The organism is Staphylococcus agnetis (assembly GCF_002901865.1).
Lineage (GTDB): Bacteria > Bacillota > Bacilli > Staphylococcales > Staphylococcaceae > Staphylococcus > Staphylococcus agnetis.
Map to the genome: position 1 here is coordinate 1 of NZ_PPQF01000029.1, position 15,190 is coordinate 15,190.

At 35.1% G+C, this 15,190-nt stretch carries 10 protein-coding genes and 1 riboswitch; of the genes, 8 read left to right on the plus strand and 2 right to left on the minus strand.

The window, feature by feature from the left end; translation table 11 throughout:
- Positions 1–96: 96 nt before the first annotated feature.
- Together ltaA and CD172_RS05910 are read right to left on the minus strand one after the other, a co-directional pair.
- Complete coding sequence (gene ltaA, locus CD172_RS05905; RefSeq protein ID WP_103345758.1) at positions 97–1,284, minus strand: lipoteichoic acid biosynthesis MFS flippase LtaA; 1,188 nt, start codon at positions 1,282–1,284, stop codon at positions 97–99.
- Positions 1,262–2,437, minus strand: coding sequence for a diglucosyl diacylglycerol synthase (locus CD172_RS05910; protein ID WP_103345759.1), 1,176 nt, complete (start codon positions 2,435–2,437; stop codon positions 1,262–1,264). Before CD172_RS05910 ends, ltaA begins: the two co-directional genes overlap by 23 nt.
- 510 nt (positions 2,438–2,947) lie before the next feature.
- Between CD172_RS05910 and CD172_RS05915 the strand changes: the two genes are divergently transcribed.
- The 8 genes from CD172_RS05915 (at position 2,948) to CD172_RS12715 (ending at position 15,085) form a co-directional block, all read left to right on the plus strand.
- A complete protein-coding gene (locus tag CD172_RS05915; RefSeq protein WP_103345760.1) occupies positions 2,948–4,432 on the plus strand; it encodes a UDP-N-acetylmuramoyl-L-alanyl-D-glutamate--L-lysine ligase in 1,485 nt (494 codons plus the stop codon).
- A complete protein-coding gene (locus CD172_RS05920) occupies positions 4,422–4,661 on the plus strand; it encodes a YueH family protein (protein WP_039646457.1) in 240 nt (79 codons plus the stop codon). The genes CD172_RS05915 and CD172_RS05920 overlap by 11 nt, the downstream gene beginning before the upstream one ends.
- Before the next feature lie 12 nt (positions 4,662–4,673).
- On the plus strand, positions 4,674–6,236 hold the full coding sequence (locus tag CD172_RS05925) for a peptide chain release factor 3 (protein WP_060550695.1): 1,563 nt from the start codon (positions 4,674–4,676) through the stop codon (positions 6,234–6,236).
- A gap of 82 nt (positions 6,237–6,318) precedes the next feature.
- A riboswitch (yybP-ykoY riboswitch) is annotated at positions 6,319–6,422 on the plus strand.
- A gap of 118 nt (positions 6,423–6,540) precedes the next feature.
- Positions 6,541–7,341 carry a TerC family protein gene (locus CD172_RS05930; RefSeq protein WP_060550696.1) on the plus strand — a complete coding sequence of 267 codons (801 nt, stop codon included), beginning with the start codon at positions 6,541–6,543 and terminating at the stop codon, positions 7,339–7,341.
- 183 nt (positions 7,342–7,524) lie between these two features.
- Positions 7,525–9,135 (plus strand): S1C family serine protease, encoded by a 1,611-nt coding sequence (locus CD172_RS05935; protein WP_103345761.1) that lies wholly within the window; start codon positions 7,525–7,527, stop codon positions 9,133–9,135.
- Between the two features lie 16 nt (positions 9,136–9,151).
- Positions 9,152–10,510: a TrkH family potassium uptake protein gene (locus CD172_RS05940; RefSeq protein ID WP_060550698.1), complete on the plus strand. Its 1,359-nt coding sequence runs from the start codon at positions 9,152–9,154 to the stop codon at positions 10,508–10,510.
- 161 nt (positions 10,511–10,671) lie between these two features.
- The gene (locus CD172_RS05945; protein WP_103345762.1) at positions 10,672–12,165 is read left to right on the plus strand and encodes a bifunctional metallophosphatase/5'-nucleotidase; all 1,494 of its coding nucleotides are present in this window, start codon (positions 10,672–10,674) and stop codon (positions 12,163–12,165) included.
- Positions 12,166–12,592: 427 nt separating this feature from the next.
- Positions 12,593–15,085 carry a fibrinogen-binding adhesin SdrG C-terminal domain-containing protein gene (locus CD172_RS12715; protein WP_103345763.1) on the plus strand — a complete coding sequence of 831 codons (2,493 nt, stop codon included), beginning with the start codon at positions 12,593–12,595 and terminating at the stop codon, positions 15,083–15,085.
- Positions 15,086–15,190 lie beyond the last annotated feature (105 nt).

The following is a 15,190-nucleotide window of genomic DNA, read 5'->3' on the forward strand; positions in this document are numbered from 1 at the left end:
CAGTTGGCTGATCTTTTCAGCGCCCTTACAAGGGCTGGTCAGTAACAGAGGCTTTCAGCCGCAGAACAAACCACCCGTTCACACGGGTGGTTTTGATTATGAATGGCGATGCTGCTTTAAAAAATATATGCCATAGAAGAAGGCTAAAAAGTAAATGAGCAACGCTGCAAAGTAAAATGTGTATACAGGGCTACCTGTAAATTGAGAAATTGGTCCCCCTAGTAATGGGCCAATCATTGCCCCAAATCCTTGGATACTATTAATCACACCCCAAGTTTCCTCTTGTTCACTTGGATGGATGAAACTCGCCATAAACGTATTCCAAGCTGGAAGAAGTAATCCGTAGAGCAACCCTATAAAAAAGGCTATTATCCAAACGATCATGATTTGATGAAAAAATGCGAATGAAAGAATCGCACTGGCATATATAAAAAAGCCAAAGAAAATGACACCATGCATGAATGATTTTGAATAATGATCGATAATCTTAGATAAGAATAACATTGAAATCGTACAACCAATGCCACCAATAACGATTGCAAGGGTGTATTCTACGGTTGAAACACCAATCATATTAATCGCATAAATAGGAAGTACAAGAATCAAGGCGCTAATTGCGATACCTTGGATTAAAATTCCTGGGAATAAGATTAAATGCCTTTTAGAAACACTAACAATTTGTCTTAACTGCTGTTTAACATTTTTAGGATTATATGCAGTTAATGTCACTTTCACAAACATATATAATAAAAAAGCGATAGCTACACATAACGTCATAATAAAGTTAAAATGCGTTGGATGGGCTTTATAGATTAAATTCATAGCAATCATACCGGATAATAAACCAGCAAGCCATGCGAAATATACATAGCCCATTTGCTTTCCACGTGTAGTTTCTTGCACGTTGGCAAGCATAATTACCCAAATTGGACACACGGCTATACCTAACATTAACGCACTTAAAATCAGAACGAACGGTGCTGTAGGAAACCATATAATCAGAAATAGACTCATTAATGCAAGAATGAATCCAACTGTTAACACAATTTTTGTGCCTAAACGCTTTAACACAAATCCTACGATAAAGTTAGAAATTGAATCTGCAATAAAATGGATGGAAACTGCGACAGAAGTGATACCGACTGCGATGCTTGTAGCAGTCGGTAACAAAGGTAAATAACTTAATACAAACATACCGCGCGCAAATTCCATCAAAAAGAGGATAACTAGTAGTAAATAAAAATTTTTCATGTAGTTATCGTTATTTGACGAGTAATTTTGCATATAAAGGAACCTTTCCGTAAACTTTTTCGTATTCAGTAGCATCATAAAGTAAATCTAATAAATCCTCGCATAAACGTTGAGTGGCGTACCGTGTTCTTAATGATGACATCGTTTCTACCATTGTTTTAAGTTGTTGCGGTTGATGTGTTAAGCGTGTCACGATATCAATCGCTTCATCAGGTGTATAGGCGATATGACCAAAACCTTTTTCTTCAAAGTAGTAGGCATTCTCTAACTCTTGTCCAGGGGCAGGATTTAAGAAAATCATTGGTACTTGTCTCGTAAGAGCTTCTGAAATCGTAATGCCACCAGGTTTTGTAATCATCATTTGACTACAAGCCATCCACTCGTTCATATGTTTTGTAAAACCTAAAATGCACACTTTAGGGTTATTTTTGAATGTAGATGATAATTGCCGTTTTAATTCTTTACTTTTACCACATACCATCACGACTTGTGCATTCGGGCTCTCATCTAAAATGCGTTGTATCATTTGGTCAAAGCCTTTTGATACGCCAAAAGCGCCTGCTGACATTAAAATTGTTTGCGCATTTGGATCTAAATGATGTTGTGAAAGCCAAGCAGAAGTATCGATTTGTGTTTCGAATTTTTCTGAGATAGGAATGCCAGTTACTTTAATCGTTTCTGATGGAACACCAATATTTTCAAATTCAGATTTTAAATCATGCGTCGCTAAATAATAGCGCGCAGAATTTGGTGTAATCCAGTTTTTATGCATGCGATAGTCAGTCATTACTGTTGCAATAGGTATATTCATATTGAATTGTTCTGTAAGCACGGACATTACAGGGGTAGGGAATGTTAATAAAATTAAATCAGGTTTCTCTTTTAAAAGTAGATTCAACAATTTGTTCAAACCATAGTATTTATAAAAACACTTATCTAATTCGTCAGGACGACTATAGTAAAATGCTTTATACATGCGTCGAAAATATTTAAAACTATTGATATACCACTTTTTAGTTAAAGTTGTAAGTAGAGGATGCGCCTCTAAGAATAAATCATGTGAAATCACAGATAGGTTATCTAGTTTGAGGTTGTTGAGTTGTTCTACAATGCTGTTAGTGACTTGGATATGTCCGTTACCAAATGACCCAGTAATGATTAATAATTTTTTCTTTTGTGTCACCATGATTGGCCACCCTCCATTAAAAGTTTTCTGTGTCTTACAGAATATTGCAACAGATATGTTGATAAATACCTTTGGATACACATTTAGTGTAACTTATTATTGTTTGTTTGTGAAAAGATTATTTTAATCCTAACAAAATTATTACAATTTTAATCTATAGTAATAGATGTTAAAATTTTTAATACGTTTCATGTTTATATTGGTACATTAAACGTGAAAAATGATATTCAGTTACCTATAAATCACGTATGTGTAACTTTAAATTATTTTTACGTAAACAAATCCATTATTATATTTTAATATATACATAACATAGACACAACAAAAAAGTGAATACGTCTGTAGTAGGTTGATGTATGGAGACATCTCATGATGTTAAGTTGAGAAAATTAAAATAATAAAATATCCGATCTCAAGTGCACGTTTCAATAGTAAAAATGTGCTGGTTCATATATGATTTTAAAGAGAAAAGTGTATAATGAGTGAGTGTAACTAAAAGGAGAGATTTAAGTGAATGCGCAACGATTATTTGAGAAAATTTTAATCAAAAAAGTGATTGGAACGTTAGACCGTGATGTTGTTGATATTACTACGGATTCTAGGACTGCTAAAGTGGGGAGCATTTTTGTGGCTTCAGAAGGCTATACTGTAGACAGTCATCGATTCGCGCAACAAGTTGTAGATGCAGGGTGTCGTTTAATTGTCGTTAACCGCGCGCTTACGTTAGAAGGCGATGTCACTCAAATTATAGTTCCTGATACGTTAAGAGTTGCCAGTCATCTTGCGCATCAACTCTATCATTACCCTAGCCAAAAGTTAACTACTATAGGTGTAACAGGAACTAATGGTAAAACATCTATCGCAACGATGATTCATCACATTTACCGTAAATTAGGTAAAGGAAGTGCCTATTTAGGTACAAATGGGTTTCAAATTAATGAAAAAATAACAAAAGGCGCGAATACGACACCAGAAACCGTTTCATTAACTAAGCGTTTAAATGAAGCTGTAGAAGCTGGCGCAGAGGCTATGACATTAGAAGTGTCTTCACACGGTTTAACGCTAGGACGTTTAAGAGGTGTCACATTTGATGTCGCTATTTTTTCTAATTTAACACAAGATCACCTCGACTTTCACGGTACTATGGAAGCTTATGGTCATGCGAAGTCGTTATTATTTAGTCAATTAGGTCAAGATTTATCCCAAGACAAATATGCAATTGTGAATGCAGATGATTCATTTTCTCAATATTTAATGGAAGTGACACCATATGAGACACTCACATATGGTATAGATAATGAAGCGCAATTTATGGCAACGAATATTCACGAAACACTACAAGGGGTTACATTCGACTTTGTTACGCCATTTGGGACATATTCCGTGAGATCACCATATGTAGGCCGTTTTAATATCGCGAACTTAATGGCAGCAATGTTAGGTGTTTGGGTAAAAGGCACTGATTTAGAAACCATTACGCGCATTGTGGCTGATTTAGAACCTGTAGAAGGACGTCTAGAAGTACTTGACTCTGATTTGCCGATTGATTTAATTATCGATTATGCTCATACGGCAGATGGTATGACAAAGCTTATTGATGCTGTGAAACCGTTTGTTAAACAAAAGCTTATCTTTCTTGTGGGGATGGCAGGTGAACGCGATTTAACGAAAACACCGGAAATGGGGCGTGTTGCCTCACGTGCTGATTATGTGATTTTCACGCCAGATAATCCAGCAAATGACGACCCTAAAATGCTTACTGCAGAGTTAGCAAAAGGTGCCACGCATGATAACTATATTGAATTTACAGACCGTGCTGAAGGAATTAAACACGCGATTGATGTTGCAGAGCCAGGAGATACAGTCGTTTTGGCATCAAAAGGGCGTGAACCGTATCAAATTATGCCAGGACACGTAAAAGTCCCACATCGTGATGACTTAATCGGTCTTGAAGCGGCTTATAAAAAATTTGGAGGTGGTCCTGTTGAAAATTAGAGAATCGCATAGCGACCATTATTCTGCAAAAGTTTTTATTTACCAAAATAAAAAAGAGGATTATTATGTAGTTTCTATTCCAGATTTAAATTGGTCAATTTTAATTGATGAAGCGTTATATGGCGAAAGTTTAACTGAACATTTGTTTGTCCACTTATTCAATGTCATTGATGAGGATGAAGCGAACACCCTTGCTTTACGTATAACGCATTGGTTACAAGAAGTATAAAGGAGAACAATGATGAGTATTAAAGATGAAATTCAATCCCGCAAAACGTTTGCAATCATTTCGCATCCGGATGCCGGGAAAACAACATTAACAGAAAAACTATTATATTTTAGTGGGGCCATTCGTGAAGCGGGGACAGTTAAAGGTAAAAAGACAGGTAAATTTGCGACAAGTGACTGGATGAAAGTTGAACAAGAACGTGGTATTTCAGTTACAAGTTCTGTAATGCAGTTTGATTATGATCATTATAAAATTAACATCCTTGATACACCAGGTCACGAAGACTTTTCAGAAGACACGTATCGTACACTGATGGCGGTAGACAGTGCGGTCATGGTCATCGACTGTGCAAAGGGGATTGAGCCACAAACACTTAAATTATTCAAAGTATGTAAAATGCGTGGCATTCCTATTTTTACCTTCATTAACAAATTGGACCGTGTAGGTAAAGATCCTTTTGACTTACTTGATGAAATTGAAACGACACTTGGTATTGAAACGTATCCAATGAACTGGCCTATTGGTATGGGACAAAATTTCTTTGGTATTATTGACCGTAAAGAACGTACGATTGAGCCTTTTAGAGATGAAGAGAATATTTTACACATTAATGAAGATTATGAACTTGAAGAAGCTCATGATATTGCGCAAGATAGTGTGTTCCAACAAGCGATTGAAGAATTAATGTTAGTTGATGAAGCTGGAGAAGCGTTTGATACAGAGGCTTTAAAACAAGGCGATTTAACACCTGTATTCTTTGGCTCAGCACTTGCAAATTTTGGTGTTCAAAATTTCTTAAACGCCTATGTTGATCATGCACCAATGCCACATGCGCGTCAAACTGAAGAAGATATCGATGTTAGCCCTTTTGATGATCAATTTTCTGGGTTTATTTTTAAGATTCAAGCGAACATGGACCCACGTCACCGTGACCGAATCGCATTTATGCGTGTTGTAAGTGGTGCCTTTGAACGTGGTATGGATGTTAAGTTACAGCGTACAAATAAAAAACAAAAAATTACGCGTTCAACGACATTTATGGCAGATGATAAAGAGACTGTAAACCATGCCGTTGCAGGCGATATTATTGGGTTATATGACACTGGAAATTATCAAATCGGTGATACGTTAGTGGGTGGAAATCAAAAATTTAATTTCAAAGCTTTACCACAGTTTACGCCAGAAATCTTTATGAAAGTGTCGGCTAAGAATGTAATGAAACAAAAACATTTTCATAAAGGTATTGAACAATTAGTTCAAGAAGGCGCGATACAGTATTATAAATCACCACATACAAACCAAGTCATTTTAGGTGCGGTTGGTCAATTACAGTTTGAAGTGTTTGAACATCGCATGAAAAATGAATACAACGTGGATGTGGTCATGGAGCCGGTAGGTAAAAAGATTGCACGTTGGATTCATAATGAAGACGACATTCAAGAAAAAATGAATACAAGTCGTTCAATACTTGTAAATGACCGTTATGATAATAAAGTATTTTTATTTGAAAATGAATTTGCGACACGTTGGTTTGAAGATAAATTCCCTGAAATTGAATTGTATAGTTTATTGTAATAGTATTTCCAAATTTAAATAAATGGTTGTTTTTTTCTCATCGAATTGGGTATAATAATCACATCATAATTAAATACCTATGACAGTTTTGTCAGAGGGGAGTAACTTGTTTAACGTTTAACGTTAAAAACGCTTTGTCGTCATTACGAAGAATTTTCTTCCGGTAAAGCGGGCAATATTTTTGCTGAGTGAGACCTTTGCTATGTATTTAGCATGGGTCTCTTTAATTATGCAAAAGTAAATGAGCGTCGACTTGAAATAAAATGATTTCATCGATAAATCTCATATAATAGGAGGAATTAGTTTGGATTTAACGATATTGTTAACCTATGCAGGCGTTGTCTTAGTCCTTGTTTTTTTAGAAGGTTTACTTGCAGCAGATAATGCAGTGGTTATGGCAGTTATGGTTAAACATTTACCGCCAAAACAACGTAAAAAGGCCTTGTTTTATGGTTTGTTAGGAGCATTTGTTTTCCGTTTTATTGCATTATTCTTGATTAGTATTTTAGTGAACTTTTGGTGGATACAAGCAGCAGGTGCTGTTTATTTAATTTACATGTCAATTAAAAATCTGTACCAGTTTTACAAAAGTAAAAGTCACCATGAGGATACACCAGATAATGATGACCATCATTTTGATGAATCTGGCGCTGAAAAAGAAGTGAGTGCAAAAGAATTTTGGGGGACAGTCGCTAAAGTTGAATTTGCAGATATCGCTTTCGCAATTGATTCTATGCTCGCGGCATTAGCAATTGCTGTGACGTTACCAAAATTAGGTGTGCATTTTGGTGGTATGGATGCAGGTCAATTCGGTGTCATGTTCCTTGGTGGCTTAATTGGTGTTATTTTAATGCGTTATGCAGCAACTGTTTTTGTAGAATTGCTTAATAAATATCCAGGCTTAGAAGGTGCAGCATTTGCCATTGTAGGCTGGGTTGGTATTAAATTGGTCGTGTTAGTATTGGCGCATAAAGATATCGCAGTGATTCCACATGACTTTCCACACTCAACTTTATGGCAGATTATATTCTGGGTTGTCATGATTGGATTAGTTGTCATCGGTTGGTTGACTTCAGTTAAAAAAAATAAAAAACAAACAAAATAGATTGATGAAAAGCGAGGCACGAACAGCCTCGCTTTTTATTATGGTGACGGCTTTACTTGGAAACGATGATCTAACGATAGGTATCATAAATTTTTAACAATTATGGATAGATTATTAAAGAAATTTGAAGGCCAATATGTCATAATAATATTTAAGCACACGATATTGAGGAGGACGTGAACATTGGATCAAGATAAAAAACATGTCATTCCACGACACAAATATAAACGTAAAAGACGTGAATTTTTCCATAATGATGAACGTGAAGCGCGCATTAAAGCAGAAGAGGAAGCGACACGCTTAAAAAAAGAGCGTGAAAAAGCACAAGTGAAAAATAATGAAGAGCGTGTGAAAGATAATTTAAGAAAAGCACGTATCGAAAAAATTACACATGAAGACAAAGTCAATACAGGTCAACTTCATGAAAATGATACACATGCTGAACAATCGGCTTCGAATCAAAATGACGCGCTACAATCGAACTTATATAAACAGCAAGCGCAAGAAATCAAAAAACATACTCCAACTGAAAATAAAAAACGTTCTCAAACATCTGAAACGTCTTCAAAGCACGATAACAACGTTTTACGTGATGAACAAGACAAACATCGCTATTCTGCAAAAAAAGATTGGACTGAAAAAATCACACAATTCATTACTAAAGAATGGGCAAAAATCCTAATTGTCTTAGCAGCCATACTCATTTTAGTGCTCTTGTTCGCTATTTTTAATAATGTTAATCGAAGTGATGATAATGTACGTACTACGCTTGAACATCAACAAAAAGAACAAGGTACCCATAAACAAATAACGAAAACGATGGAACATGCCAATGCGGCTTTAAATTCAGTGGTAGCTGTTGAAAGTCAGTCACAATCTACGCCAGTAAACGTTCAAGATGTGAAAAATCAGTCGCAACAAAATAATGAAACTGGATCAGGTGTCGTCTACAAAAAAGTAGACGACTCTCTTTATATCTTAACGAATGCGCATGTCATCGGTACGAGTAAAACACAGACGCTAACATACTTAACAGATAAGAAAGTTTCAGCGACGGTTGTCGGTACGGATAAATGGTCAGATATTGCAGTTTTAAAAGTGCCGGCGCATAAGGCAAAACAGTTAAAACCGATACATACGGGTAATTCCGATAAATTGGTGCTTGGTGAGCCCATCATAGTTATGGGAAATCCATTAGGATTAGATTTTTATAATTCAGTCGGGGAAGGGATCATTTCAGGATTAAATCGAAATGTGCCGGTAGATATTGATAAAGATAACCAATATGATATGTTACTTCGCGCTTTTCAAGTTGATGCACCTATTAATCCTGGAGATTCAGGTGGCGCGATTATAGATCAAAATGGTGATGTCGTAGGTATCGCTTCATTAAAAATTACGATGCCAAATGTGGAAGGAATGGCCTTTGGGATACCGATCAATGATGCGCTTAAAGTCGCAAAACAATTGGAAAAAGATGGTAAAATCACGTATCCTAATACATGGTTAGGTATGCAAAATATTACGGAATTAACCGAAAATGAGCGTCAAACATTGAAACTGCCACAAGACGTTAATCAAGGTGTGATTGTTAAACAAATTGAAAATAAAAGTCCTGCGAAAGATTCAGGATTACAAAAAGATGATATAATAGTAGAATTAGATGGTCAGCCGATTAAAGATACATTAACTTATAAACAACAACTTTTTAGACATACAGATACATCTAAACCTTTAAAATTAAAGGTGATGCGTCAAGGTCACACAAAGAACATTGCGTTTAAATTGAAATAATGTGGAGTGAACAATCGTGTCGATAGTGAACCAACTTTTTAGAAAAGCAAGCCCACAACAAGGGATTGTGTTATATTATCTAGTCGCGATTATTGTCGCATTCTTATTGTTAAATATCCCAGGTGTACATAAACCAGGTGTCAAAGTGGCGCCGATTGACACCCTATTTGTAGCTGTTTCGGGTGTAAGTGTCACAGGGCTAACGCCTGTCAATATTTCTGAAACGTATTCCACGTTTGGTTACATCATTATTTTACTGATTTTAAATATTGGTGGTATTGGTGTAATGGCTATTGGTACGTTGTTATGGGTCGTATTAGGCAAACATATCGGGATTCGAGAGCGTCAATTAATCATGTTAGATAACAATAAAGAATCGATGAGTGGAACGGTAAAATTGATTATAGATATCGTACGTGCGATGTTGCTAATTGAAGCAGTGGGCGCAATCTTACTTTCATTTTATTTTTACCGAGATATTCACGATATTAAAGAATCTATTATTCAAGGGATTTTTGTTTCAGTTTCAGCAACCACAAATGGTGGCTTGGATATAACTGGGGAGTCTTTAATACCATATGCGACGGACTATTTTGTACAAACAATTATCATCTTTTTAATTATACTTGGCTCTATTGGATTTCCAGTATTGCTTGAAGTAAAAGCGTATATTACCAATCGTATTCCTAACTTTCGATTTACATTATTTACTAAAATAACAACAGTGACGTATTTAGCGATTTTAATCGTAGGAATGATTGGGATTTTATTAATTGAAAGTCACGGTGTATTAAAAGGTCACTCCTGGCATGAATCCTTTTTCTACGCACTTTTTCAGTCATCTACAACCCGTAGTGCCGGGTTACAAACGATAGACGTTTCGCAATTTTCAGATGCGACCAACTTATTTATGGGTGGGCTCATGTTCATAGGGTCTTCACCAAGCTCAGTAGGTGGGGGTATCCGTACGACGACATTTGCGATTCTTATTTTATTTTTAATTAACTACAAACCAAATGCTGAAAAATCTGGTGTGAAAGCATTTAACAGAGAAATTCATTCACAAGATATACAGCGCTCTTTCGCCGTATTTGCGATTGCGATATTTCTCACGTTTTTAGGCATGTTTATTATGCTTCTCGTTGAAGGGCGTCAATTTAATATCATTCATATTTACTTTGAGATTATGTCGGCATTCGGGACATGTGGTTTGTCAACGGGGATAACTGGAGATTTAAGTGGCGTGTCAAAAGTGGTATTAATGTGTCTCATGTTTATCGGACGCGTCGGTCTTATATCATTTATTATCATGTTCAGTGGAAATCGGGAACCAGCCAAATTTCATTTCCCTAAAGAACGTGTTCAAATTGGATAACAAATTCAAAACTTTAGAAATGGGATGAAACTTTTGTTTTCATACCCATTTTTTTATGTGAAGTGATATTTCTGACCTATGATTAAATTAGTAAAAGGCAAATGATTGCACATTTTAAATTATGATAAAATAAAATCAAATGACAAAAAGGAGTTCTGTTTATGCGTCAAAATGAAGAGATACGTTTAAACATATTAGCGACATCCGATATTCATAGTCATATTTTAAACGATGAAGTGGGTTCCCATATTTATCGTGCAGGTACGTATGTTTCAAAAGTACGTGAACGTGAACCGCACGTTCTTTTACTGGATAATGGAGGGAGCTTAGCTGGAAATATTGTCGCATTTTATTATGCGTTAATCGCGCCACACAAACGGCATCCGATGATAAAAGTCATGAACGCATTAGAGTATGATGCGAGTGGTGTAAGTGCAGATGAATTTAAATTCGGTTTAGATTTTTTAAATCGTTCGATTGCTTTATCTCGTTTTCCATGGTTATCCGCCAATATTGAATATGCGATGACGCATGAACCTTATTTTTCAACACCGTATATCATCCATAAAATTAAGGATTTACGGATTGCAGTGATTGGATTAACTTCTGAAACATTAGTGAAAAATCAAAACGTTGAAATGGAGAAAGATATTGCGATTGAACGTGCAACGGTATCGGCAAAACGTTGGATTCGTTATATTTATGAAGCTGAAGCACCTGACTTTCTCATAGTCTTATTTCACGGAGGTGTTCTCACATCGCAACACCTTAATCAGTCAAAAACAGATGAAATGTTGAGAAATATAGGGATTGTAGATTTATTTATTACAGGCCACCAACAAGAAACGACAATTGAAAATGAAGATGGCACATTAGTTGTCCGGGCTGGACAAAACGGCGAACATCTCGTTCATGTAGAAGTAACATTTAGACGTAGACAATCTTCTTATGAGACGATTGATATTAATCCAAAAATCGTAACGCTCAGTCAATACGAAGAACATGAAGCATTATTAGAGATGACTAAATATGATCGGAAAGCAGTTCAAACTTGGAAAAATAAGATGATAAACGGACTGCATCTAGATGCACGGTTTACGGCTTTCGAGGAATTGTTAAAACACCCGCATCCATTCATTGAATTGTTACATGAAAGCATCCAAAATGAGCATCCAACTGATATCAGTTGCGTACATTTACCATTACCTTCTTCAAAAGGATGTGTAACGCCATTACAACATGAAGATATCTTTAACATTTATCCTCACCCTGACCATTTGATAGATTTGACATTAAGTGGGGAAGTTATTAAAATGTTAATCGAAAAAAGTGTGGCTTATTTGCATAGTGGAAATGATGCACTTACTTTAAACGGTATTGATCCGACACATTTCTTGTTTTGGAAAGGATTCGATTTCACGATAGATGTCTCAAAACCAGTCAACAAACGAGTAACTCAATTCAGTTTAAAACGAGACTATACGTATCGTGTGATAATGACAGATTATTGTTACCGACATTACCGTCAATACTTAGAACATGCACCTATGCATTACGTATCAAAAATATCTATGCCAGAATTAATAATTAAGCGTTTATCTTCATCAACGTCTATTAACAAGAGAAAACAGAATATGACGATAGTAGGAATGTAATATTCAAAGAAGCTAAAGCAAATGTTTTAGCTTCTTTTTTATTCATTAAACGTCCCTATTTAAAAAATAATCACGATTGTAGTTCTATGAGTGAATACCAATTACATCCCAATAATTATTATATTTTAATTTAGATTTAAGGGTTTTAGAAGGCTAGAAGGACAGTGAAAGTACTGGTATAAAAGGAAAAAGGGCGCAATATACGCAATTATAATGTGTTAAACATATTTAAAAATCACTTAAGGTATATTTAATATAACTATGTTGTAAAACTAAAAATGACGCTATATAATTATTTTTGTAAGTTAGATATTTAGTGATGAAAACTACTTTGAGCGAAGTAGTTTTTTTATTGTCTTTTTTAAATATTACAGGGCATAAAAGTTATTTTATTAATCAAAAATATTAAAAGGTGGATTTGCAAATTATGAACAACAAACAAAGGTACAGCATTAGAAAATATCGCATCGGAGCTGCTTCAATCGCTTTAGGCACAATTGCAGTGATTGGGGTAACTGATCAATCTGAAGCACACGCATCAGAAACGAGTGGGAACCAGGCAATTGAAGTGTCTGATAAAAGTACAACTTCAGAGAGTGAGACGTTAGAAGGGACTAAAGCAGAGACAGGTTTACTTAAAAGTGAAACTCAAAACGAGTCGACAAAATTAGAAGCAAGCTATAATTCACATCAAACAAACAATGATGAAATTATAGAGCCGAGCGCAATCACTTCAAATGAAAATAAGCCAACTGAAGTAGCCGCACCAAGAACAGTGTCGCCAACACAGACAAGCACTGAAAATAAACAAGTGATTCAAGGACAAGATGTATCTAATAAAGTTACCGTTGAACAAGGATCAATTAAAGGGCAAAATGGTGCTACAACAATAAATCCTCACCAAGCTGAAAGAGTGACGCTTGATTATAACTTGAAGTTTGATGATAGCATCAAACAAGGAGATTATTTTGACATTAAATTAAGTGATAATGTGGATACAATGGGTATTGGTACTAAGCGTTATATGCCGGATATTAAAGATAATACTTCGATTATTGCTACAGGGTATTTATTTAACGACAAAACAATTAGATATACGTTTTCTAATTATGTTACAAATAGAAGAGATATTAAAGCTCAATTATCTATTAATTTATATTTTAAGCCATCAGTAGTTCTAAACGTTGGAAATCAAACTGTATCAACTACTATAAATAACTCCAAAACCGAATCACAATTTAATGTGCAATATTTAAATGGTGTTGGAGATAATAATGGGATGCGTATAAATGGTAGAATAGATAGACTCGACAAAAATAATGGAACTATTAACCATATTGCCTACATTAATCCTGAAAAGAAAAATATGACTTCAGTATCTGTAACAGGTAGAATTACAGAAGGTAATTATAACGGCTATGAACGACCTAATATTAAAGTTTATAAATATAAAGGTCAATCAAATTTAGCTAAAAGTGTTTATGTAGACTTTAATAAGAATGATTTTGAAGATGTGACTCATACTATGAACCTAAATGTTTCAGATGGTTCATATAAATTAGACTTTGAAAGACTTAATGGTGAAACATATGTGATTCAGTATTATGGTAAATACGATGTTAATGCACCTAATTTAAATTTACAAACTCAATTATCAGGCTATTATTATAATAATTATTATTACTACCCGAGCACGCTAACTTGGAATAATGGTGTCCAATTCTACTCTAACAATGCGAGTGGTAGTGGTAAGGATAAACCTACTGAGCCTATTATTCAAGCTGGTCAACCTATTGATTTAGATTATGTGACTCAAGAGACGATATCTGGAAATGGGGAATATGTATATACTGAGGAAACAGAAGATACGCGTCCTGTTGAAATTGTTGAAGATACACTTCATGGTTCAAATCATGCTACAGGTGTGATTGAATTTGAAGAAGATACGCATGCGGGAGGTGGTCAAACGAATCACACAAGTGATGTTATTGAATATGAAGAAGATACAGCGAAAGGTATCATTACGGGTGCTGTTTCAGACCATACAACATTAGAAGATACAATGGAATACATGACTGACAATCATTTAATTGAGTTCGAAGATAAAAATACGTTACCGCCTTCTATCTCTGGACATGCTGAAGGTGTAATTGAAGAAATTGAAGACAATCATCATATTGATATTGTAGAAATCACAACTCCTGAAGGTGAAACGGGTCATGTTGATGGCATCATTGACATTGTTGAAGATAATCATTTGATTGACTTTGAAGAAGACACAGGTAATGGTGAGATTAAAGGAGAAGTTAACGGAACTATCGAAGAAGTTGAAGACAGTAACGTTATTAATATTATAAGTGAGATTGGCACAGAAAATGGTTCAAACAATATGACGTTTGAAGAAGATACTGATAATGATCGACCATCTATTGAAAACGGCGCACATGATCCTATCGAAATTATAGAAGATACAATTATGATAGAAAATGGTCATACGAAAGGTGTCCTTGTAGAAGAAGAGGATACTCAGCCGCCTCATCCAAATAAACCAAAAGAGGAACAACCAGATGTTCCAGAAACACCTGAAAATAACGTGCCTAAGAAAGATAATGAATTAAAACCAGCGCCAAAAGTAAAAGAAGATTCACCTAGAATGGAAGAAGAAAAAGAGAAATCACCAAAGACTGATGAAGTCGTACCAAAGGTTGTAAATGAAAAACCTAAATTTAAAGTGATGAGTACAATATCTAATAAAGTAAATAATAATGGAAAAGCGCATGTGAAACATGAAGAGAAGCATCATCTACATGAGGAACTTCCACATACAGGAAGTGAATCTGGACACCAGCCAATCTTAGTCGCTGGATTAATGAGTCTAATTGGTTTCGTTTTATTGAAAAGAAGAAAAAGAGATATTTAAAAAAATTGGGGCTGGGACATAATTCTCAGCCAAAAAAAGAATCGATTAGGTAAAATCATTTTTACTCAATCGATTCTTTTTATATATTATTTTAAAAAAATAAAG